We start from the raw sequence: 21,945 nt of genomic DNA, 5'->3' as shown, positions 1-21,945 counted from the left end.
GCTCCGGATACGCCTGAACGCGCGGAAACGGACTACAAAAACTAGGTCTTGGGCAGCGTCACACCGTGCTGGCCCTGATACTTGCCACCACGATCCTTGTACGAGGTTTCGCATTCCTCGTCGCTCTCAAAGAACAGCACCTGCGCGCAGCCTTCGCCGGCGTAGATCTTGGCGGGCAGCGGCGTGGTGTTGGAAAACTCCAGCGTCACGTAGCCTTCCCATTCGGGCTCGAACGGCGTGACGTTCACGATGATCCCGCAGCGCGCGTACGTGCTCTTGCCCAGGCACACGGTCAGCACGGTGCGCGGGATGCGGAAATACTCCATCGTGCGGGCCAGCGCGAACGAGTTCGGCGGGATGATGCACACATCGCCCTTGAAGTCGACAAAGGACTTCTCGTCGAAGTTCTTCGGATCGACGATGGTGCTGTTGATGTTGGTGAAGATCTTGAATTCGTCGGCGCAGCGGATGTCGTAGCCGTAGCTCGACGTGCCGTAGGAGACGATGCGGCGGCCGTCGGATTCACGCACCTGGCCGGGCTCGAACGGCTCGATCATGCCGTGCTGCTCGGCCATGCGGCGGATCCACTTGTCGGATTTGATGCTCATGGAGCGTCCAGATACCTTGGATGAACAAATGGGGGCAGCCTTCGCGATGCGAAAACTGTCCCCATTTGGTCACGCCAGCGGGCCAGCCCGCGGCTGGGGCCGGTTTGGAACGCGGATTGTACTCCCAAACCTGTGACGGAAAACCCCGTGGCGGCCGATGGCTTGCGATGGCCTTTATCCGAACAAACCGGGCAGATTAGCGGCCGGATTCCGCTGGCTGCGGCAGTTCTCCGCGCGGCCCGACCGCGCCGGCCACCTCCGGCTCCGCCACAAAACGGTCGCGCCCCGTGTAGAGCAGAAAGTGCCGCCCAGTGCACCGCGCAAACAGCGTCAGGTTGACCCGCTGCGCCATCTGGTGGCCCATCTGCGTGACGCCCGAGCGCGACAGCAGGAACGGAATGCCCATCTGCGCGCCTTTGATCACCATCTCGGAGGTCAGGCGGCCGGTGGTGTAGAAGATCTTGTCACCGCCGCCCATTCCCTCAAGCCACATGAGACCGGCGATGGCATCCACGGCATTGTGGCGGCCCACGTCTTCGATGAAGTGCAGAAGCCCGCCCTGCGCATCGAACAGCGCGCAGCCATGCACGGAACCCGCTTGCTTGTAGATCGACTGCTGCAGGCGGATGGTGTCGACCACGCGATACAGCGTGGTCTGCGTCATGCGCGCGTCGGGTGGCAGATAGATGGCGTCGATTTCGTCCATCAGCGAGCCGAACACAGTGCCCTGCCCGCAACCGGTGGTCACGGTGCGGCGGGCGGTCTTCTCATCCAGGTCTGCAATGCCGCCGCGCGTGGTGACGGCAGCGGATTCGGTTTCCCAGTCGACCTGAATGGAGGCAATGTCGTCGATGCTGCTGACCAGGCGCTGGTTACGCAGATAACCGAGTACGAGCGCTTCAGGCGCGCCGCCCAGCGTCATCAGCGTGACCAGTTCGCGCTTGTCGAGGTAGACGGTGAGCGGGCGTTCACCGGGGATGTAGACATTGCGTGCGCGGCCCAGCTCGTCGAGCACTTCAACCTCGTCGAGCAGTGGAACGGAAGCGTTGGTCAGTTCGGGGCGCAGCGGCATCAATGTCTTCGTTCAAATAAAAATGCGCACGGCAAGCGTGCGCATGGTGCGGCCGGTACCCGCGCAGAGCAGGTACCGCGTGCGGGCGATCAGTTCGCCACGATCACGCCGCAGGCGATGCGCCCGCCGGAATTGCCGGTGGGCTGGGTCATGTAGTCGTCCTTGCCTGCGTGGACGATCAGCGCATGGCCGACCAGGCTGGTAGGCCCAGGCGACAGCGTCACGCCGGAAAGAACGATCGAGCCGACGGCCTTGCCGTTGGCATCGGATTGCAGCATCGGGATATCGCCAGCATGGTGCGCGCCGCTACGCGGATCGCCATGCTGCTGGCCTGTCGGGTTGAAGTGGCCGCCGGCGCTATTGCCATCCGCCGACGAGCAATCGCCCTTCTCGTGCACGTGGAAACCGAACATGCCGTTGGCCGGCAGGCCCGAAATATCCACAGCCATGGCAACCCGATTGTCGCCCTGCTGCGCCAGCTTCACGCTGCCCTGCACGGTGCTGCCGCTCTTGGGCGCCAGCACGGCCGAGGCCGCCATGCCCGAATCGGCCGCCTTGGCCGTCGATGCGGTATTCGATGCGCAGCCAGCCATCAGGCCGATCGCGGCGAGTGCAATCACGAGTTGCTTCATGTGTCACCTCCAGTCAGGGTTCACTCGGGGAGCGGACGATTGTACTGCCGGATGATGAACACGCAACATTGGCAACAACGGTTCACCCTTTGGCCGCCGGTGCAGATGCTGGACGCACCGGCGCAACAAACGGCCCCGGATCAACGCACGGCGCGCCCGGTTGCGTATGCGCAGCCTTGCCGCCGGCCTGGTAGGACGCCGCCACCTTGTCCTGGGCCTTGCACGTCTGGAACGCGGCCACCTTGTCACCCCAGGCTGCCTTGGCCTTCGCCAGGTCTGCCTGTGCCTTCTGTTCTTCCGTCGGTGCCGGCAGCTTGGCGCTGGCCAGTCCGCTTGTCAGGCTCAGCATGGCGGCAGCAAGTGCCATACCTGCGGCGCGGCTCAGAGCGGATGCATGCATGGTGAGATTCCTTGAATCGGTGGCGGTCGATGGCGTCATGACTTGGCGGGCTGCTCGCTCGGCGCTGGCGGCGCTGGCGGTTGCGACCGCTGCGCGGGGATCTTGCCGGCTTTGACGTCGTCGTACCAAAGCTCGTGGTGCTCCTTCGCCCAGGCCTCGTCGACATAGCCATCACGCATGGCGCGGTAAGCGCCTTCCATGCCGATCGTGCCCATGTAGATGTGGCCCAGCGACATGCAGATCATGCCGACCGCCGCGATCGCGTGAATGACCTCGGCGAGTTGCATCGTGCTGCGGTAGTAATCCACGCCCGGGACGATGCGATCGAGTGTCCAGCCCGAGGCCGACAGGATTAGGCCAAACACGACGAGCCCGCCCCAGAACCAGAGTTTCTCGCCGGCGTTGAAACGGTGCGACGGCACTTCGGCGCCGTGTTCGCCGGCAAACATGCCACCCAGGCTCAGCAGCCATTTCAAATCACCGCTGCGCGGCAGGTTGTCCCGCACCCACATCACGAAGGCCACGATGATGCTGACTGTAAAGAGCGGCCCCACCAGGTTGTGGAGATTTTTCAGCACGTACGTCAGCCAGCCGAACAACTGGTGACCGAGGATAGGCAGCAGAAAATGCTTGCCCCACAGCATGACGATGCCTGACACGCCCAGCGTGACGAACGAGATGGCCATCGTCCAGTGCACATAGCGTTCGGTGGGTGTGAAGCGCTCGATCTTGCGGCCGGTGGGCGCTTCCTTCAGTGGAATCGTGCCCCGCCACAGGAAGAACCCCAGGACAAGCAGCGGCACTAGCACCACGAGCCAACCGCCCCACACGGTGATCACGCCATTGCGGAACAGCCGCCATTTCTGCCCGGTGCGCTGGATCAGCACGCCGGCTTCCAGCCCGGGAATGCTGGCGTAATGCGCCTGATCAGAGTTCACCTCACGCCAGACAGGCGCGTTGTTGCCGGGTTGCGTGGTGCGGCGGCCGGTCTGGTCGTGCGCCTCCTTGGCGAGATCGCGCTTTTGCAGATCAAACACGTTCTCCGAGACGATGTTGGAGAACGGCTGCGCCGGTTGTACGGCCGGATTGACGGGCGCGTTGTTGGCTACCGGCGCACTGGCCGGCTGCTGCGCGCTCGCCAACGCTGCTGCGCCGCCGAGCAACACGGCCATCACGAGATGTTTCCAGGAAGTGCCCATGGACGAACCTCCGCTCGTACGTGTCATGGCGTCACGGCGTCTTGTTGTACTCGTTCTGGTACTGGCCGCGCGCGCGGATCTGGTTTTCCCAGCTCGTGCGGTCACCGGGTGTCCAGTTCTTGGCCATGAACGGATCGCCTTCCGCACCCTTGTAGGCTGGCGCATCGTCCTTGCGGTGCGAGGCAAATGCGGTTTGCGAGCGTTCACCGCAGGCACCGAGCAACAGCGCAGCGCCAAGGGCGATCAGCAGACTGGTCGATCGGGCTCGGGCGGTCATGATTGCGCTCCCGGCGTTGAAGCAGGCGCGGCGGGCGCGGCCGGGGTAGCCGGCGTTGCTTGGCTGCCCTTACCTTGCGCACCGCCATAAGCCGTGCCCCACCCGAACAACTCCGCGCCCTTCCCGCGCTTCATGACGCGATTGCGCAGGATGTCGGAAATCACATCGCCATCTCCGCCCAGCAGCGCCTTCGTAGAGCACATTTCCGCGCACAGCGGCAGCTTGCCTTCGGCCAGGCGGTTGCGACCGTACTTCTCGAATTCTTCCTCGCTACCGTTCTTCTCGGGGCCGCCAGCACAGAACGTGCACTTGTCCATCTTGCCGCGCACGCCAAACGTCCCTTGGCTCGGGAACTGCGGCGCGCCGAACGGGCAGGCATAGGAGCAGTAGCCACAGCCGATGCAGACGTCCTTGTCGTGCAGCACCACGCCATCTTCGGTGCGGTAGAAGCAGTCGACCGGGCAGACCGCCATGCACGGCGCATCGGAGCAATGCATGCACGCCACGGAGATGGATTTCTCCGCGCCGATCATGCCGTCGTTGATCGTGACCACGCGGCGCCGGTTCACGCCCCAGGGCACCTCGTGTTCATTCTTGCAGGCAGTGGCGCAGGCGTTGCATTCGATGCAGCGCTCGCTGTCACAGATGAATTTCATGCGTGCCATGTTGATCTCCCCGTCCTTATGCGAACCGCTCGATCTGGCAGACCGTCGTTTTCGTTTCCTGCATCATCGTCACCGAGTCGTAGCCGTAGGTCGTGGCCGTGTTCACAGCCTCGCCACGCACGATCGGGTGGGCGCCTTCCGGGTAGTAATCGAGCAGGTCCTTGCCCTGCCACCAGCCTGAGAAGTGGAACGGGATGAAGGCGTGGTCGACGCCCACGCGCTCCGTCACCAGCGCACGCACCTTGATCTGGGCGCCGGTCGGCGTCTTGACCCAGACAAAGTCGTTGTGACGGATACCGCGGTCGGCTGCGGCCTTTGGGTTGATCTCGACAAAGTTCTCCTGCTGCAGCTCGGCAAGCCACGGGTTGGAGCGCGTCTCCTCGCCGCCGCCCTCGTACTCCACCAGGCGGCCGGAGGTGAGGATGATCGGGAATTTCTCGTAGACCTTGTTTTCGATATTGCGCTGCTGCACTGTCTTGTACAGCGTGGGCAGGCGCCAGAAGGCCTTCTTGTCGTCGTGCGTGGGGTACTTGGCGACCATGTCGGGCCGTGTGGAATACAGCGGCTCGCGGTGCTGCGGAATGCCGTCTGGGAAGTTCCACACGATCGCGCGGGCCTTGGCGTTGCCGAACGGGTGGCAGCCGTGCTTCATCGTCACGCGCTGGATGCCGCCGGACAAATCGGTCTTCCAGTTCTTGCCTTCAGCGGCCTTCTTCTCGGCGTCGGTCAGGTCGTCCCACCAGCCCAGTTTCTTGAGGAAGACGTGATCGAACTCGGGGTAGCCGGTGGTCAACTCCGAGCCGAGCGAGAACGAGCCATCTTCGGCCAGCAGGTTGACGCCGTCGCGCTCCACGCCAAAGTTGGCGCGGAAGTTACCGCCGCCTTCCATCACATGCTTGCTGGTGTCGTACAGGTTGGGCGAGCCGGGATGCTTGAGTTCCGGCGTGCCGTAGCACGGCCAAGGCAGGCCGAAGTAATCGCCGGTGAGGTCGTAGCCGGTTTCGGCATCCTTTCCGCCCTTGCAGCGCAGCGTGCGCACATCAAACAGATGCATGTTGCGCATGTGGGCCTTCAGGCGTTCCGGCGATTGCCCGGTGTAGCCGATCGTCCAGTTGCCGCGATTGATTTCACGCAGGATCGATTCGATCTCCGGCTCGCGCCACGTCATGCCGGCGCGTTTGTATTCGGTGATCTTGTAGTTCTTCGACAGCTCCTTGCCGAAGCCGAGGCGATCGGCAAACGCCTGCATGATCACGTGGTCGGGCTGCGATTCGAACAGCGGCTCGATCACCTTCTCGCGCCATTGCAGCGACCGATTCGATGCCGTGCATGAACCCGACGTTTCGAACTGCGTGGCGGCCGGCAGCAGGTAGACGGCACGGTTTGGATTGGGCGGCGTGCCGTCGGCGGCGGGCATGTTGGCCATGGCCGCCGTGGCTGATGGGTATGGGTCGATCACCACGAGCAGGTCGATCTTGTCGAGCGCTCGCTTGATGTCCATCCCGCGCGTTTGCGAATTCGGTGCGTGGCCCCAGTAAAAGACCGCGCGAACGTTGTTGTCCTGATCGATCAGGTCATTCTTCTCGAGCACCGCGTCGGCCCAGCGCGAGACGGTGGTGCCCGACTTTTCCATCATCGCCTGCGAGGCGAAGCGGCCCTTGATCCAGTCGTAATCAAGGCCCCACACGGAGGCGAAATGCTTCCACGCACCCGCAGCGAGGCCGTAATAGCCGGGCAGCGAATCCGGATTGGGCCCGACGTCGGTCGCGCCCTGCACGTTGTCGTGACCCCGGAAGATATTGGCGCCGCCGCCCGATTTGCCGATGTTGCCCAATGCCAGTTGCACGATGCACGAGGCTCGCACGATGGCGTTGCCAATGGTGTGCTGCGTCTGGCCCATGCACCAAACCAGCGTGCTTGGACGGTTCATCGCCATCATCTCGGCGACTTTGTGCACCTGCGCCTCAGGCACGCCGCACACTTCCTCGACCTTGTCCGGCGTCCACTTGGCGAGCACTTCTTCGCGCACCTTGTCCATGCCGTAGACGCGGTCGTGGATGTACTGCTTGTCTTCCCAGCCGTTCTTGAAGATGTGATACAGGACGCCAAACAGGAAGGCGATGTCGGTGCCCGAACGGATCCGCACGTATTCATCCGACTTGGCGGCCGTACGCGTATAGCGCGGGTCGACGACGATGACCTTGCAACCCGTTTCCTTGGCATGCAGCAGATGCAGCATCGACACCGGATGCGCCTCGGCCGCGTTCGAACCGATGTACAACGCGCACTTGGCGTTCTGCATGTCGTTGTACGAGTTCGTCATCGCACCGTAGCCCCACGTGTTGGCCACGCCGGCGACGGTGGTGCTATGGCAGATGCGTGCCTGGTGGTCGCAGTTGTTGGTGCCGAAGAACGACACCCACTTGCGCAGCAGGTACGCCTGCTCGTTGCTGTGCTTGGATGAGCCGACGAAGAAGAACGAATCCGGCCCGGTCTCCTGGCGGATCGTGTTCATCTTGGCAACGATCTCGTTGAGCGCCTGCTCCCAGCTGATGCGCTGGTAGCGGCCGTCGACGAGCTTCATTGGCGTCTTCAGGCGGTATTCGCCGTGACCGTGCTCGCGCAGGGCAGCGCCTTTGGCGCAGTGCGCACCCAGGTTGATCGGCGAGTCGAATACCGGTTCCTGCCGCACCCACACGCCGTTCTGCACGACGGCATCCACCGAGCAGCCGACCGAACAGTGCGAGCACACCGTGCGGCGCACGACGATGTCGCCCTTGCCTTCGGCGGCCTGGGCCTCGCCCACCACCGATTTCTTCACCAGCGAGAGTTGCGTCGCGGCCAGCCCTGCGCCCACGCCGATGCCGGAGCGCTTGAGGAAGGTGCGGCGGTCCATGGTCGGCAGTGCGCCGGCCAGGCTGCGCGCCAGACTGCCGGCAAGCGATGCGGCGCCCTGGCCGTTTGAACGTCGGCCGAGTGCGGCTTTGGTGTCCTGTACCGCCGGTTTGCGGGTCAGAAGCATGAGGTCACCTGAGGATGTGGGGTGCGTGCAATGACGATGGAGCAGGAGCGGCGCGCGTGCAGCCGCATCAGATCCACGTCGTCTTGTAGTACTTGCGGATGTGTTCGCTCAGCCGGTAGCCGGTGGCGCCGTCATCCGCGGTGTCAGCCGGGGGCGAGGCACTGGCGGCGGGCGCTTGCACCAGATGGCCGGCCGTGGCGGCTGTGCCTGCGGCGGCAGCGGCCACGGCGGCGCCCATCAGGAAGCGGCGGCGTGTGGGGGCGGATTCAGCGGAATCTGCCTCGGGGCGGGCGTGAGGGACGGTGTTCGGACCTGGCATTTCGATGCTCCCCGGCTCATTCAAACCGATGACCGAATGTAATAGGAATTTTTGAACACATTTTAGGAGTAACGGCATGAGAAAACCATGCCCAAAACCCCTCACCGCGGGATTTTCCTGACGATTTACCGATGAATTTTTTCAATGAGTACGGTTTGAACCGGTCCGCCATGACGCCGACGGGGCGTGGCTCTTGGCCTGCCGCTTGATTTTTAGGCACCCAAGGGATGGCTTCACGCCAATTCAAGCGCGAGCCGCTCGACGTCAAAAAACGCTTTTGCCAATCCCGCCACGTCGGCATAAAACGCGGCGCGCGGATGGTGCAATACAGCATCACAAGCCGTATCGACCCACGGGGCCAGATGGCGCTGGAAAAAAGCGCGCTGCTCTTCGATGCGCGCAACGGCAACATCGTCCCCGGCGATGAGGTAGCGCATGACCTCGCACAGCGTAGCGAGGTGATCTTCCGTCTCTGTGACGCCCTCGGCGCGCGCCAGGCCGTAGCGGCGCAGATCATCGCGCAGCACAACGAGCGGCTTTTCGTTCATGAAACCGGCCTGGTAGTACGAGCCGTACAAGAACACCTCCGGCTTGCCGACGCCGATGAAGAGCTCGGTGTATTCGTCGTCGGCCTGCACGGCGGTCGTCTTGCCGGCGCGGGCGACAAGCTTTCGCCACGCCTGGGTGAGTGCGCTGCTGGCGGCGGCTTCCGCATCTGCCGGGGCGATATCGTCGTCACCTATCGGGTCCAGCGGCGCGGCGGCAATGCGCTGCAGCAAATCGGCGTCTGCCGCTTGGAAGAACAGCGTGGCCAGCAGGCCGTACAGGTCTGCACGGGCGAGATCCTCGGCGCTGTCGGCAGGCGTGGCGGCGGGCTGGAATTGCAGGGGCTGGGCGTCGGTCATGGGATCAGAGATCGGCTTGAATGCGCGGCTTCAATGCGCGGTTTTCAGTGCGGGGCGCCGGGGCGTTCGCCGTGCTGCATCATGTCGATCACGCGGCAGTCGCTGCACATCTTGAGGCGCTCGGCGGCGGCGCCCGAAAACGCCGGGTGCGCGCCCAGCTTGGCCAGCATCGTCGTGACCATCTGCGCGGTGCCGAACGGCTTGTTGCAGCGGATGCAGTGGAACGGCTGGGCTTCGTTAAGCGTGACCGATTGACGAGCTTCGGCCGACAGGTTCAGACGCGGCACGAGGGCGATGGCGCTTTCGGGGCACGTGGTTTCGCACAGGCCGCACTGGACGCAGTTGCGCTCGATCATGGCCAGCACGGGGCGCTCGGCCTGATCGCGCAGCGCCTGCGACGGGCACGCGCCCACGCAGGCCATGCAAAGCGTGCAGCTTTCGCGGTTCACGGTGATGGCGCCAAACGGTGCCCCTGCCGGCAGCGGGATGACGGCCTCGGTGGCCTTGGCGTGACGCGCAAGATGGTCGAGCGCGAAATCCAGCGTCTCGCGCTTGGCGGCGGCCACCGCAAACGTGGCGGCCGGCATGTCACGGCGAAAGCCGCGCAGCGGGCCCGACACGTCAGCGCGGCCTAAGCGCGCGTCGAGCGCAGCCGCATCCGCCACGTCGATCAGCACCACGCCCGCCTCGTCCGCCGGCTCGCCAAGCCCCTGCTGCAGGGCCTGCGCCACGGCAACCTGCTCGGCGAGCATCGCGCGGTACTGCGGTGCGTCGTCTTCCGTCAGCAGAATGGCGATGCGCGCGGCGCCGTAAGCCAACGCAGCAAGCCACAGGTCCAATCCCGTCGATGCCGCATGGAAGACCTCGACCGGCAGCACATTCACCGGCACGCCCTGCGCCTTGCCGATACGGGCGGCCCGGCCAAGTTGCTCGATCAGCGTGCGGCCGCGCCCACCGTTATGCAGCAGAACCACGGCATCACGCCCGCCCACCGATGCATAGGTGCTCAGCAGCGTCTTCAGCTTGCGTCCCTGGTACGGCGCGCTGGGATACGCATAGGTGATCGCGCCGGTCGGGCACGCGGTCGTACACGCACCGCAGCCCACGCACAGATTGGGCGTGACGTGCACGCTGCCGCGGCCATCCTTCCACTGCGACGCAATAGCCGACGCAGAACATACCTGCACGCAAGCATCGCAGCCCACCTGGCCATTACGCCCGTGCGCGCAGATGGATTCCTTGTATTGGAAGAACTTGGGCTTCTCGAACTCGCCCACCATTTGCAGCAGTGCCAGCGATGCCGTCAATTGACGACCTGCGTCTGCGCCGGCGTGGAAATAGCCCTGCGGCGGCTGATGCTGCGCAAACGCTGGCGCATCGTTCAAATCGAAGATCAGGTCAAATTGGCCCGATAACGCCTGCGGCGCTTCCAGGCGGCTGAAATCGATGGCCATCGCATCGCCACATGCTTTTACACACGCGCGATGGTCGCGGCATGCGTCCAGATCGATCTGGTAAAGCGCGTCGATGGCGCCTTCGGGGCAGACATCGATGCAGGCGTTGCAGCGAGTGCAGCGGTCAAGATCGATCGGATTGCGGTTGCGCCACTGCACCTCGAACGTGCCAAGCCAGCCCTTCACCTCCTGCAGTTCGCCCGCGTGGACGGGCCAGCGGCGCTCCATCGGCGGGACAAGCAGACCCTTTGCGCGATCACGCCCGGTGACGAGCACCGTCACGCTCAGTTGGTCGGCCAGGCGTTCGGCCCACGGCATCGCACGCTCGGCAGGACCGACGATCAACACGTTGCCGTCGGAGCGGTAGTCGACCACGGGCACCGGGTCCGGCGCCGGCAACCCTGCCACGGCCAGCAGCGCCGCAGTCTTGGCACGGAAACCGTGCGCATCGCGCTTGGCCCCCGCCGACCACCCGCCCGTTTCGCGCACGTTGACGAAATGGATCGGCGCGGTCACGCCCTCGTGCTGCGCGGCCACTTCTGCAAACAGCGCCTTTTCCTGCGTGCAGGCGACGATGACGTCTTCCGTGCCCTCCAGCGCCTGTGTGAACGCGCCGATCTCGCGGCGGCACAGCAGGTGGTGCGTCTTGCCTGGCGCATCGATGGCGGCGTCGGACGCGCGCAAGGCGTCGCCCACCGCATCGGCATCGATCGGCATGGTGTGATTGCAACTGCAGAGCAGCGTCGGCATGGATTTGTGCGTGAGCGCCCACGTGCATGGCGCGGGCTGTGGAGACATGGCCGCACGGTCTTTGCCGCGCGGTCTTCTTTTTTATTCTACGGACGGCGGCTTAGCACCGCCATGCGGGGTTGCCTGGGCGGGGTCGTCCAGGAGGGGCGATTCGGCATCGGCAGGTTCCCGCGGAATCTCGCCGGTCACAGCGGGCGAGGCGGGCGAAGCGTCCGACACCGGTTCGATTCCTGTCGGCGTCGCCACATCCTCTTCCAGCGGCTCGAACAACCGCAATCCCGCCGTATGGCGCAGTTCGCGCAACATCTCAGGTGGGATCGGGTCGGGCTGCGAATAGTCGTCGATGTAGGTATCGAGCCCGTCCATCACATTGAAGTGCGGATCGGCGAAGAGCTTCTTGAGCGCGGCGCGCTTGACGGTTTCGTCCACCCCGTGCGCGACGAAGGGCGCGAAATCATCGGATGGCGTCAGCTTGGCGGCGTCTTCCAGCGTGAGCGGGGGTGGCGCCTCGGGCGTGGGTTCGGGCGGCGACACTTCGGGCACGACGGCGGGCGCCGGCTCTGCGGGCGGGGCCGTTTCCGGTTCGGGTTCGCCGCGCCGCTCGGCGGCCTTGCGGCGTGACCAGCGCGAGAGGAAAGGTTCGTCGCTCACGGCAGCTTCGCTCAGAACTTTGCGCGGTCTTCCGGCGGCAGGAACGACTCCGGCCGGCGCCGCTTCTTCGGCTCGGGCCGGTAGTTTTCGGCCACGTACGCCTGCAGCCACTCCAGCGCCGCGGCGTCCAACGGCACGTTTTCGACCGTCTCGCCACCGTCGAGCCAGCGGCCAGCCTCGTTGTAGCTCAGCGAAACCGTATGCGGAATCGCGCGGCCTTCGTCAGCGGTGCCCGATTCGCCCAGGCGCCACAGCACAAACCAGCAGGGCGCGGCGGAGGTCACGTTCAAGTAATAACCCTCAGCCTCGTCGCGAAACAGCGTGACGGAGAAGCCGGGCGTAAGCCAACGCTCGTCGCCCTTCTCATCGTCGGCGTGATCCAGGCAGCGCGGTGCGGTGCCGTATTCGCCCAGGTCAGGCACAACAGCCTCCAGCCGCCACTGGAACGGCTGCCAGCGGTTGGCCGTCGGGCGGCGGCACAGCACCACCGCTACCCGTACGGACGGGCGCTCCGTCTGACAATCGTTGGGCAACGGCTCGCTGGCATCCATGGTTTTTCGCTCAGGTGTTCTGCACGACGATCGACGGGAACTTGCTCGTCATGTCCTTCGCCTTCTCGGCCACGGCAATGGCGACGCGGCGCGCGATCTGCTTGTAGACGCCAGCAATTGCGCCGTCGGGGTCGGCCACCACGGTCGGACGGCCCGAATCGGCCTGCTCACGGATGGACAGATTGAGCGGCAGGCTGCCCAGGAACGGCACGTTGTACTGTTCGCACATCTTCTCGCCGCCGCCGGCGCCGAAAATGTGTTCGGTGTGGCCGCAGTTCGGGCAGCAGTACACCGCCATGTTCTCGACCACGCCGATGATGGGAATGCCCACCTTCTCGAACATCTTCAGGCCCTTCTTGGCGTCAAGCAGCGCGATGTCCTGCGGCGTGGTGACGATCACCGCGCCCGTCACAGGCACCTTCTGCGACAGTGTGAGTTGGATGTCGCCCGTGCCCGGCGGCATGTCGACGATGAGGTAATCCAGGTCGCGCCAGTTGGTCTGCTTGAGCAGTTGCTCGAGCGCCGAGGTCACCATCGGGCCGCGCCAGACCATCGGGTTGTCCTGCTCGATCAGGAAACCGATCGAATTGGCCTGCAGGCCGTGCCCTTCCATCGGCTCCATCGTCTTGCCGTCGGCCGACTCGGGCTGGCCCTGGATGCCCAGCATCATCGGCTGGCTCGGACCGTAGATATCGGCATCCAGAATACCGACATTGGCGCCTTCCGCCGACAGCGCCAGCGCGAGGTTCACGGCAGTCGTCGACTTGCCCACCCCGCCCTTGCCCGAAGCCACGGCGATGATGTTTTTCACATTCGGCATCAGGTGCACACCACGCTGCACCGCGTGCGCGACGATCTTCATTGACACCTGCACGCTCACATTTTCGACACCTTGCACCTGGCGCAGCGCCCCGATCACCAGCTTGCGGATCGGTTCGAACTGGCTCTTGGCGGGGTAGCCGAGTTCCACGTCGAGCGACACCTCGCCGCCATCGACCCGGATGTTGCGCGCCGATTTGGACGACACGAGGTCGCGCCCGGTATTGGGATCCACCACGCCGCGCAGCGCTTCGGTGATCTGTTCGATGGTTACGCTCAACATTTGCTCCACAAATCTAATGCGAATGGGGGACGGGCCAACGGTGACGCGGCATGAACTTTGCGGCGCCCTGGCCACTCTACGTACTGTTTTGCTATTGTATTTTGCCGGCGCGTCGTTCGTCCGATTCCTCCCCCAATATCCCTCTGATGCGCCGGATATCGGCAAACTCACAAGAACCGATCCCGTTACCCGTAGGAGAAACCATGAAAGCCAAGCTTATTTCCGTCTCGCTGATCGCCCTGCTGGCCGCAGGCTGTGCGACCGAACAGCAGAACCAGACCGCCATGGGCACCGGCGTTGGCGCGGCCGTGGGCGCTGGCATCGGCGCGCTGGTCGGCAACGGCAAGGGCGCCGCCATTGGCGGTGCGCTGGGCGCGGCAACCGGTGCAGCCGTCGGCTACAACTGGGGCGCCATCAAGTCCAAGCTGGCTGGCGATACCGCCGGTACCGGCACGCAAATTTCGGAGCAGCCCGACGGCTCGCTCAAGCTGAACATTCCGAGCCAGGTTTCGTTCGACACCGACAGCGCGGTGATCAAGCCGTCGTTCCGCGGCCCGTTGGATAGCGTGGCACAAACGCTCACGCAACATCCGGAATTGGCCGCCAATGTGGTCGGGCACACGGACAGCACCGGCAACCCGAACTACAACATGACGCTGTCGCAAAAGCGTGCGCAGAGCGTGGCGAGCTACCTGACCGACCGTGGCGTGGCCCGCAACCGTCTCTCGTCTGAAGGCCGCGGCCAGAACCAGCCCGTTGCCGACAACGCCACGGAGGCCGGCCGCGCCCAAAATCGCCGCGTCGAAATTTATTTGAAACCAATTCAGGGCTAACCCTGTCATAGAAAACAGGTGCCGCTTGCCACACGTTGCTGGCTCGCGATGCGTGGCTGACCTCCCGGGCGGTACCTGATTTCTCCTCCTTTTCCGTTGTGGAAAGCTGCGCCGGCTCTGACCGGCGCTTTTTTTTGGGTCACACCAGGCGCGGCATCGTGACGCATGGGCCAATCCAACGATGACACCCGCGATTCCGCAGATTGCTCCCGGACAGGCTCGCCGCCGCCGGGCGCGCTAAAATATGCGTTTCTCCGCGCGCCGCGCATTGTTTGCGGCCCGCCCGCACTTTTCTGGCCTGCCCATGTCCGAACGTCGCATCCTCGTCACTTCCGCCCTGCCCTATGCCAACGGGCCGATTCACATCGGCCACTTGGTCGAGTACATCCAGACCGATATCTGGGTGCGCTTCCAACGCATGCGGGGGCATGAGACCTACTACGTGGGTGCCGACGACACGCACGGCACGCCCGTCATGCTGCGCGCCGAGAAGGAAGGCCTGACACCGCGCCAACTGATCGAACGCGTCTGGACGGAACACAAACGCGACTTCGACAACTTCCTCGTCTCGTTCGACAACTACTACAGCACCGACTCCGACGAAAACAAGGAGCTGTGCCAGAGCGTTTACCTCAAGCTCAAGGACGCCGGTCTGATCGACGTGCGCGAGGTCGAGCAATTCTACGACCCGGTCAAGGAGATGTTCCTGCCGGACCGCTTCATCAAGGGCGAATGCCCCAAGTGCGGCGCGAAAGACCAGTACGGCGACTCCTGTGAAGTGTGCGGCGCGACGTACCAGCCGACCGATCTGAAGAATCCGTATTCCGTGGTGTCGGGCGCGACGCCAGTGCGCAAGTCGTCGGAGCACTATTTCTTCAAGCTGTCTGACCCGCGCTGCGAAAACTTCCTGCGTGAGTGGGTGGCCGACCTGGCCCAGCCCGAAGCGACCAACAAGATGCGCGAATGGCTCGGCGACGAAGGCGAGGCCAAGCTGTCGGACTGGGACATCTCGCGTGATGCGCCGTACTTCGGCTTCGAGATTCCGGGCGCGCCGGGCAAGTACTTCTATGTGTGGCTGGATGCGCCGGTCGGCTACTACGCCAGCTTCAAGAACCTGTGCGCCAAGCGCGGTCTCGATTTCGACGCGTGGATCAACGAACACTCGACCACCGAGCAGTACCACTTCATCGGCAAGGACATCCTGTATTTCCACACACTGTTCTGGCCGGCGATGCTGAAGTTTTCGGGCCACCGCACGCCGACCAACGTGTTCGCGCACGGTTTCCTGACCGTGGACGGCGCCAAGATGAGCAAGTCACGCGGCACGTTCATCACCGCACAGAGCTACATCGACACCGGCCTGAATCCGGAATGGCTGCGCTACTACTTCGCCGCCAAGCTGAACGCGACGATGGAAGATCTGGACCTGAACATGGACGATTTCATCGCCCGTGTGAACAGCGATCTGGTGGGCAAGTTCGTCAACATCGCCAGCCGCTCGGCGGGCTTCCTGGTCAAGCGTTTCGAAGGCCGCGTGAGCGACGCCGCGTTGGGCCACCCGCTGATGGTGCAACTGCGCGAAGCGGCCCCGCAAATCGCCGATCTGTATGAAAAGCGCGAGTACAGCAAGGCACTGCGTGCCGTGATGGAACTGGCCGACGCCGTCAACGCGTTTGTCGACACCGAAAAGCCGTGGGACCTGGCCAAGGACGAAGCCAACCGCGAAAAGCTGCACGCCGCGTGCTCGGTCGCGCTGGAAGCGTTCCGCCTGCTGGCCGTGTATCTCAAGCCGATTCTGCCGACCACGGTTGAGCGCATCGAAGCGTTCCTCAACGTTGAGCCGCTGACGTGGCGCTCGATCGATTCGCAACTCTCGTCGGCCAAGCCGATCCAGCCGTACTCGCACCTGATGACGCGCGTGGACAAGAAGCAGGTGGATGCGCTGGTGGAGGCAAATCGCCAGTCGCTGCAGGCCACCGCCGATGCCCCGGCTGCTACCGCCAACGGCGCTGCCGCCATCGAGCCGATGGCCGAGACCATCACCATCGACGACTTCGCCAAGATCGACCTGCGTGTGGCCAAGATCGTCGCCTGCCAGCGCGTGGAGGGATCAAACAAGCTGCTCCAGCTCACGCTGGATGTGGGTGAAGGGCAGACGCGGAATGTGTTTTCTGGCATCCAGTCGGCATATGCGCCGGAAGATCTCGTGGGCAAGCTGACCGTGATGGTTGCCAACCTGGCACCGCGCAAGATGAAGTTCGGGATGTCGGAAGGGATGGTGTTGGCGGCTTCGGCTGCTGATGAGAAGGCTCAGCCTGGGCTTTATATTCTTGAGCCGCATTCTGGGGCGGTGCCGGGGATGCGGGTGCGTTGATTTGGTTTGATGGGGAGTTGGGCTTGGTGGTCCACCTCCCTTTCGTTCCCTGCCGGGACCGACTTACTTTTCTTTGTCTTGCCAAAGAAAAGTAAGCAAAAGAAAGGCGCGCCCGAGATGGCGACTTCCCCTTGAATTTGTGTGACCGTGCGGGGAAGGAGGCAAACTCGCTGCGCTCAGACAGCCTCCTTCCTTGATCCGCCCGCTCACAAAAATTCAAGGCGCCATCAAGGGCTCAACGTCAAAAGAAAAAGGCCAACCCGTCGCATGGTTGGCCTTTGTCGTTTGGGCTGGCACCCAGAAGGTTTGGCTTCTGTCTTTTGACTTTCCTGCCCTAGATGGCGCCTTGAATTTCTGTTGCAGGGAGGAAAAAGGAAGGGAAACTGTCTGAGCGAAGCGAGTTTTTCCCTTCCCCTCCCTGCGACATAAATTCAAGGAGTCTTTCGCCATCTTGGGCGCGCATTTCTTTGCTTACTTTCTTTGGGCAAGACCAAAGAAAGTGAGTCAGCCCCGGCAGGGGATGAAACAAGAGATGCACCACAAGAACATCCTCATGGCGAAGGCCCAAACCGCAATCAGCTACGCCCCGTTCAACCGATTATCACTCCGCGACGTCGTAGTCACCCTTCCATCCGCCCCAAAGTGCACATTGAAGAACGCCCGCTCGGTGACACTTTCCATCCACCGGTACCCCCAAACCTCTTCCTGCTTCAGCTTAAACACCTCAACCTTCCCCGGCTTGCCCAGCATCCGGCGGATGTCGTCTTTCGTTTGCCCCACCCGCACGCGCCCAAAATTCTCGGCAGTCAACACCTGCTCGATCTTCTGCACGTGCCCGTCAGGCCCGATCGTCACCATCCACGTTGAAGTCCCTTCCGGCCCGCGCGGATACTCAAGCTGCCGCGTGCCGCCTTCGTTCTCCCAAATCATCTCGGGCTGACCGGCGGTGGCCCTGACATCGTCTTCGGTGGATTGCCCTGCCACGATGCCCTTAAACAGCAGGTTGTCCGGTTTGGCCGATTGCCATGCCCGCTTGGCGGCATCGCCCACGCGATCCACAGCCTGGTCGACCTTCTGCTGATCACAGCCGAACAGCCCCAGCAATGAAGCCAGAACGCCCATGGTGACTCCCACTTGTGCGAGTTGACGAAGATGCGGCATGGAACTCCTCGTGCGAAACATGTATCCGCCGCCATTCTGGCAGCCGGGCCAACCGATTACCAACGCTTGTTGAACAGGACCGACGCGCCGTTGATCGTACCGCCGCGTGCCACCACCGACCACCGCCGCGAAAACTGCCACGTCAGTTTGACGATGGAATCGGCCGTCGAGAGACTCTGCTCGTAGCCAACCGTGATGCGCTCCGAGATTGCCTTGCCCAGGCTCACCACCTGCGGGTCGGTCAGGCCAGCGGTGGATGGCCCAATCGAAAACTCGTCGAGCCCGAAGCGCCGTGCCACATTCTTGCCTGCCACGTTGCCCAGCAGGCCGAGTGCCGCACCGGACATCGCCTGCTGCTGGCCTAGGCCAGCGTTTGATGCGCTGTAGCCGAACATCAGCCAGGAGAGCTTGTCTTCATCGGGCACGTTGGGCTCGGAGACGAGCTTGACGCGCGGCTGGCGCACCGTGCCGGTCACCTGCACGCCGGCTTCGACTTCCTGGTTACGCCGCATTGCGGTGATGTTGAACGACGGGTTGTTGATCGGCCCCACGAAGTTCAGCACGCCCCGTTCGATGGCCAGCTTACGGCCGAACGCTTCGTACGTGCTGCCCTCGCGCACGTAGATCGTGCCGGTGCCGCGCAGGGGCACAAGCGGTTCGCTGTGCACGTGCATCTGGCCGCCAAGTGAGAGGTCTGCACCGGCACCCTTGAAGCGGAAGTTGTCGCCAAAATCGACATCGACATCCACCACCGGGCTGAAGCGGCCAGCCGGCTTTTCTTCGCGCTTGACGCCGCGTTCGGCCTGGTTGCGGGCGGCGTCGGCACGACGAACGATGACCACATCGTCGCCAAGCGACGGTGCGCCGTCCTTCGGCAAATCGAACAGGCCCCGGTCGACCTTGAACTTGCCGGTAATGGCCACGCGGTCATTGTCGTTGGCGATGCGCGCCTGACCCGACAGCACCAGCGTGCGATCCGGATCGGCAAAGAGCTGCAGCTTGTCGGCAACGATGGAGCCTGCCAGATTCGGGTTCGCCTCGCCAAGCTGCACGCGGCCCTGCGCGCGCACGGTGCCGTCGCCGCCGTGGAACACCACCTCTTGTAGGTCGACCACGTTCTGGTCGAGCGCCACACGCACGACGCCCTTGGTCAGGCGGATGCCCTGGTCATACAGCGCCACCTCGACGTCCTGGCCGGTCATGAAGCCGCTCACCTTGGGTGCGCCCACGGTGCCCGCAAACGTCAGGCTGGCCGCAAGCTGCCCGTCCGTTGCGACGTCGGGCCCAAGCAGATCTCCAATGCTCTTGAGATGCGGCAGGCTGATCGTCAAACCGCCGGAAAGCGGCGACGAGGGCGCCATAAGCGCCAACGTGCCCGGGCCAGGATCACGCACGAGCCCGACGCCCGCATCAAGGTAAAGGTTGCCGACGCGCGTTGATTGCACAGTGCCGCGCAGCCCGAGGCGCATGCCTTCGCCGCGCGCTTCGACGGTCGCTTCGGTCAAGCCTAGCGGCGTGAAACCACGGCCGGCGTTGATCGACAGGTCGCCGCTGCGCCGGGCGATGCGCGCCGTGCCGGTGGCTGTGCTGCCGAGATCCAGATCCCACTGGCCGTCGACGACGAGATCCGTGCGCACCGGCGGAGCCTGGCCCGTCCATGTGCGCACCAGCTCCAGCACCCTCGCAATCTGCAAACCGTCAATGCGGCCGGCGCTGCGCACGTGGCCCTGGGCCGATTCGACACGCTCGACGTGGATGGGCGTCTGGTCCAGCGTCAGGTCTGCACGGCCCATCATCAGGCGGCCCGGTGCCACCGAAAGCTTCACCGGAGCCTTGAGCTGCAGGTTGGGCTCGCCCTGCGCGGACAGCGTGGAGATCGTGCCATCCCAACCATCACCATCCTTGCCGGGTGTCAGCGCACCGTCGCCTGCCAGCGCGAACTTGAACGGCTGGTTGCGTACGTTGCCGTCGGCGTCGGCGCGGAAGCGGTGGGCGCGTCGCGTGCCGTCCAGCGTGGCATGCACTTCTCGCAACGACAGGCTCGGCCCCGTCACACGCTGCGCGGTCAGCTCGAACAACAATGGGCCATCGAGCCCGTCGCGGATCTGCGCACGGCCGTTGGCGGTGTCGATCTTGTTCCCTTGATAGGCAAGCTGATTGGCGCGGAACGTGGCATCCACCTGCGGGCGCTTGATCGTGCCGGAGACATCGCCGGACAAGGTGAGCGCCCCACTCACCCCAAGCTGCAGGCGGGCGAGCTGCGGCGCATCGATGTCGACATGCATGCGGTCGCCCGCCCCGCCAAAGCTGCCCCGCAGGCTGGCTTTGTTGCCGGCCACGTCGAGCTTGGCGTCGCTGGGCAGCAGGCGTTCGCCGCGCACGTGGACGTTGCCGTCGCCGGTCATCGGCAAGCCAGCGTAATCGCTATCGCGCACTGCAAACTTGACGGCGGCGTCGATCGGCTCACCGAGCGTGCCGCGCGCATCGAACTCGGCATTGATGCGGCCCTTGGCCACCTTGGCCAGCCGCGACGGATCGAACTCCGCCAGGTTGCCCTTGAAGGCGAACGACTGCGCATCGTCGTGCTTGAGCGTGCCCGCCAGCGTCAGCCGCGAGCGCCCCAGCGACACCTGGGCGCTCTCCACCGCAACCTGCGCCGCATCCAGCACGGCTTTCGCTTGCGCACGCATGTCCCCGCCCGCCAGATCGAGCGCCACATGCTGCGTGCCGCCCGCAAAATCGACGGTGATGGGGCCAGCGAGTTTCGTCTTCTCCAGCGATGCGTGCAGCGCCTGCAGATCGAGCTGGCGCACATCCACGCGCAGTGCGCCATGCCCCTTCTGCACATCGGCGCCACCCGTGAGCACCGCGCCGCCCAGCAGCCGCACATCCAGCCCGGTGAGTTGCTGATCGTTTTCGTTCAGCCGCACCTGTGCACGCAGCGATTGCAGCGGCAGTTTCTGCTTGTCGAGCGTGCCGGGCTGCGCGTTGTCGATCTGGATGGGGCCGGCGACCGTCAGCGTCTTGGCCTTCTCGTCGGGGCGCAGGTCCGCATGGATCGACAACGATGCTTCCGGCGCGCCCGGCGCAAACGCACGCGGGTTCACGTGCTCCGCTGACACAACTGCGCGCGACAACGGCAACGCGCCGAACGGCGTGGCGTCAATCAGCGCCTGCGCGGTCAGCTTGGCGCCTGTGCCGGTCGCCTCGATATGCAGCGCTTCCAGCGAGCCCGACAGTTGCGCCGACACCGACGCATCCTGCTTCTGCCCGTTCACCTCGAACTGCGTGGCCAGCGTGGCAGCCCCGGTAAGCGGATACGGGCGCGTACCGGTCATACGCAGCGTGGCCGCGAGCTTGCCTGCGGGCGTCTCCATGCCGTCGAGCAGCACGTTGTGGTGCGTGCCATCGGTGTGCAGGCTGCCGGCAATCGATTTCAGTTCGGTGGTCGACGTGCCCTGCCGGATGGCAAGCCGCTCGACGGCGAGGCGGTCCACATCCAGTGCCAGCGGCAGCACCAGCGAATTGGGCGGACCACTCGGCGGTGTGGGCGGCGTCGGATGCAGGATTACCTCGACATTGCCGGCACGGAGATACGCGAAGTGCGCATGCCACGGGCCACGCGTGATGGCCCAGCGGCCCTCCACATGGTCGATGCGCACTTCCGTGCTGCCGGCGCGCACGTGCAGATCGCGCAGCGACAGGCCCTCGCGCACCGTGCCGCCTTCCAGCTTGCCCGACACATAAGCGTTGCCAAAGCGCGTAGCGAGCGACCACAACTGCGCCGTGCCCGATTGCGAATGGATGGCCCAAACCAGCCAACCGGCCAGCCCCAGCACGATCACCAGCACAAGGGCAACAAAGGCGCCGAACCAGCGCAGCGTGCGGCGGCCCCAGCCGCGCTTGGCACGTTCGGAGCGTGGTGCGTTGGGTTGCTTGGGTTCAGGCGTTTGCTGATCGGTCATCGTCA

General features: G+C 64.2%; 18 protein-coding genes. 2 read left to right on the top strand and 16 right to left on the bottom strand.

Annotated features, from left to right (window positions below; translation table 11 throughout):
• Positions 1-41: 41 nt before the first annotated feature.
• From dcd to apbC, 14 genes are all read right to left on the bottom strand, one after another.
• A complete protein-coding gene (gene dcd, locus NG898_RS02365; RefSeq protein WP_004632155.1) occupies positions 42-608 on the bottom strand; it encodes a dCTP deaminase in 567 nt (188 codons plus the stop codon).
• 196 nt (positions 609-804) lie between these two features.
• Positions 805-1,680 carry a formate dehydrogenase accessory sulfurtransferase FdhD gene (locus NG898_RS02360; protein WP_252690916.1) on the bottom strand — a complete coding sequence of 292 codons (876 nt, stop codon included), beginning with the start codon at positions 1,678-1,680 and terminating at the stop codon, positions 805-807.
• An 89-nt stretch (positions 1,681-1,769) separates the two neighbouring features.
• Positions 1,770-2,312: a superoxide dismutase family protein gene (locus tag NG898_RS02355; RefSeq protein ID WP_092972937.1), complete on the bottom strand. Its 543-nt coding sequence runs from the start codon at positions 2,310-2,312 to the stop codon at positions 1,770-1,772.
• An 82-nt stretch (positions 2,313-2,394) separates the two neighbouring features.
• Complete coding sequence (locus NG898_RS02350) at positions 2,395-2,712, bottom strand: hypothetical protein (RefSeq protein WP_252690915.1); 318 nt, start codon at positions 2,710-2,712, stop codon at positions 2,395-2,397.
• A 35-nt stretch (positions 2,713-2,747) separates the two neighbouring features.
• Positions 2,748-3,911, bottom strand: coding sequence for a formate dehydrogenase subunit gamma (locus NG898_RS02345; protein WP_252690914.1), 1,164 nt, complete (start codon positions 3,909-3,911; stop codon positions 2,748-2,750).
• A 31-nt stretch (positions 3,912-3,942) separates the two neighbouring features.
• Positions 3,943-4,188, bottom strand: coding sequence for a hypothetical protein (locus NG898_RS02340; protein WP_092972931.1), 246 nt, complete (start codon positions 4,186-4,188; stop codon positions 3,943-3,945).
• Positions 4,185-4,853: a formate dehydrogenase FDH3 subunit beta gene (gene fdh3B, locus NG898_RS02335; protein WP_092972929.1), complete on the bottom strand. Its 669-nt coding sequence runs from the start codon at positions 4,851-4,853 to the stop codon at positions 4,185-4,187. Before fdh3B ends, NG898_RS02340 begins: the two co-directional genes overlap by 4 nt.
• Before the next feature lie 16 nt (positions 4,854-4,869).
• Positions 4,870-7,875: a molybdopterin-dependent oxidoreductase gene (locus NG898_RS02330; RefSeq protein WP_252690913.1), complete on the bottom strand. Its 3,006-nt coding sequence runs from the start codon at positions 7,873-7,875 to the stop codon at positions 4,870-4,872.
• A 67-nt stretch (positions 7,876-7,942) separates the two neighbouring features.
• Positions 7,943-8,194, bottom strand: coding sequence for a ubiquinol-cytochrome c reductase iron-sulfur subunit N-terminal domain-containing protein (locus NG898_RS02325; RefSeq protein WP_252690912.1), 252 nt, complete (start codon positions 8,192-8,194; stop codon positions 7,943-7,945).
• A 233-nt stretch (positions 8,195-8,427) separates the two neighbouring features.
• Complete coding sequence (locus NG898_RS02320; RefSeq protein ID WP_252690911.1) at positions 8,428-9,099, bottom strand: TorD/DmsD family molecular chaperone; 672 nt, start codon at positions 9,097-9,099, stop codon at positions 8,428-8,430.
• 44 nt (positions 9,100-9,143) lie between these two features.
• Complete coding sequence (locus NG898_RS02315) at positions 9,144-11,303, bottom strand: 4Fe-4S binding protein (protein ID WP_252690910.1); 2,160 nt, start codon at positions 11,301-11,303, stop codon at positions 9,144-9,146.
• Positions 11,304-11,384: 81 nt separating this feature from the next.
• On the bottom strand, positions 11,385-11,954 hold the full coding sequence (locus tag NG898_RS02310) for a DUF3306 domain-containing protein (RefSeq protein ID WP_252690909.1): 570 nt from the start codon (positions 11,952-11,954) through the stop codon (positions 11,385-11,387).
• Between the two features lie 11 nt (positions 11,955-11,965).
• Positions 11,966-12,505, bottom strand: coding sequence for a DUF3305 domain-containing protein (locus tag NG898_RS02305; RefSeq protein WP_252690908.1), 540 nt, complete (start codon positions 12,503-12,505; stop codon positions 11,966-11,968).
• A 10-nt stretch (positions 12,506-12,515) separates the two neighbouring features.
• The gene (gene apbC / locus NG898_RS02300) at positions 12,516-13,604 is read right to left on the bottom strand and encodes an iron-sulfur cluster carrier protein ApbC (RefSeq protein WP_252691605.1); all 1,089 of its coding nucleotides are present in this window, start codon (positions 13,602-13,604) and stop codon (positions 12,516-12,518) included.
• A 206-nt stretch (positions 13,605-13,810) separates the two neighbouring features.
• Between apbC and NG898_RS02295 the strand changes: the two genes are divergently transcribed.
• Together NG898_RS02295 and metG are read left to right on the top strand one after the other, a co-directional pair.
• On the top strand, positions 13,811-14,440 hold the full coding sequence (locus NG898_RS02295; protein WP_154206677.1) for a YiaD family glycine zipper/OmpA-like lipoprotein: 630 nt from the start codon (positions 13,811-13,813) through the stop codon (positions 14,438-14,440).
• A 304-nt stretch (positions 14,441-14,744) separates the two neighbouring features.
• On the top strand, positions 14,745-16,814 hold the full coding sequence (gene metG / locus NG898_RS02290; RefSeq protein ID WP_252690907.1) for a methionine--tRNA ligase: 2,070 nt from the start codon (positions 14,745-14,747) through the stop codon (positions 16,812-16,814).
• Between the two features lie 579 nt (positions 16,815-17,393).
• On the opposite strand, the gene NG898_RS02285 is transcribed toward metG, so the two are convergent.
• Positions 17,394-17,936, bottom strand: coding sequence for a hypothetical protein (locus tag NG898_RS02285; RefSeq protein ID WP_252691604.1), 543 nt, complete (start codon positions 17,934-17,936; stop codon positions 17,394-17,396).
• A gap of 95 nt (positions 17,937-18,031) precedes the next feature.
• Positions 18,032-21,940, bottom strand: a complete 3,909-nt coding sequence (locus NG898_RS02280) for a translocation/assembly module TamB domain-containing protein (protein WP_252690906.1) — start codon at positions 21,938-21,940, stop codon at positions 18,032-18,034.
• Positions 21,941-21,945 lie beyond the last annotated feature (5 nt).

Origin of the sequence: Ralstonia mojiangensis (assembly GCF_023955645.1) — a bacterium.
Taxonomy (GTDB): Bacteria; Pseudomonadota; Gammaproteobacteria; order Burkholderiales; family Burkholderiaceae; genus Ralstonia; species Ralstonia mojiangensis.
The sequence above is the reverse complement of the archived record's forward strand: the minus strand, read 5'-3'. Positions and strand labels throughout refer to the sequence as shown.

Bases quoted from the DNA above. Each gene is read 5' to 3' on its own strand.
- dcd (WP_004632155.1), bottom strand. From the start codon at position 608: ATGAGCATCAAATCCGACAAGTGGATCCGCCGCATGGCCGAGCAGCAC.
- NG898_RS02360 (WP_252690916.1), bottom strand. From the start codon at position 1,680: ATGCCGCTGCGCCCCGAACTGACCAACGCTTCCGTTCCACTGCTCGAC.
- NG898_RS02355 (WP_092972937.1), bottom strand. From the start codon at position 2,312: ATGAAGCAACTCGTGATTGCACTCGCCGCGATCGGCCTGATGGCTGGC.
- NG898_RS02350 (WP_252690915.1), bottom strand. From the start codon at position 2,712: ATGCATGCATCCGCTCTGAGCCGCGCCGCAGGTATGGCACTTGCTGCC.
- NG898_RS02345 (WP_252690914.1), bottom strand. From the start codon at position 3,911: ATGGGCACTTCCTGGAAACATCTCGTGATGGCCGTGTTGCTCGGCGGC.
- NG898_RS02340 (WP_092972931.1), bottom strand. From the start codon at position 4,188: ATGACCGCCCGAGCCCGATCGACCAGTCTGCTGATCGCCCTTGGCGCT.
- fdh3B (WP_092972929.1), bottom strand. From the start codon at position 4,853: ATGGCACGCATGAAATTCATCTGTGACAGCGAGCGCTGCATCGAATGC.
- NG898_RS02330 (WP_252690913.1), bottom strand. From the start codon at position 7,875: ATGCTTCTGACCCGCAAACCGGCGGTACAGGACACCAAAGCCGCACTC.
- NG898_RS02325 (WP_252690912.1), bottom strand. From the start codon at position 8,194: ATGCCAGGTCCGAACACCGTCCCTCACGCCCGCCCCGAGGCAGATTCC.
- NG898_RS02320 (WP_252690911.1), bottom strand. From the start codon at position 9,099: ATGACCGACGCCCAGCCCCTGCAATTCCAGCCCGCCGCCACGCCTGCC.
- NG898_RS02315 (WP_252690910.1), bottom strand. From the start codon at position 11,303: ATGCCGACGCTGCTCTGCAGTTGCAATCACACCATGCCGATCGATGCC.
- NG898_RS02305 (WP_252690908.1), bottom strand. From the start codon at position 12,505: ATGGATGCCAGCGAGCCGTTGCCCAACGATTGTCAGACGGAGCGCCCG.
- NG898_RS02295 (WP_154206677.1), top strand. From the start codon at position 13,811: ATGAAAGCCAAGCTTATTTCCGTCTCGCTGATCGCCCTGCTGGCCGCA.
- metG (WP_252690907.1), top strand. From the start codon at position 14,745: ATGTCCGAACGTCGCATCCTCGTCACTTCCGCCCTGCCCTATGCCAAC.
- NG898_RS02285 (WP_252691604.1), bottom strand. From the start codon at position 17,936: ATGGGCGTTCTGGCTTCATTGCTGGGGCTGTTCGGCTGTGATCAGCAG.
- NG898_RS02280 (WP_252690906.1), bottom strand. From the start codon at position 21,940: ATGACCGATCAGCAAACGCCTGAACCCAAGCAACCCAACGCACCACGC.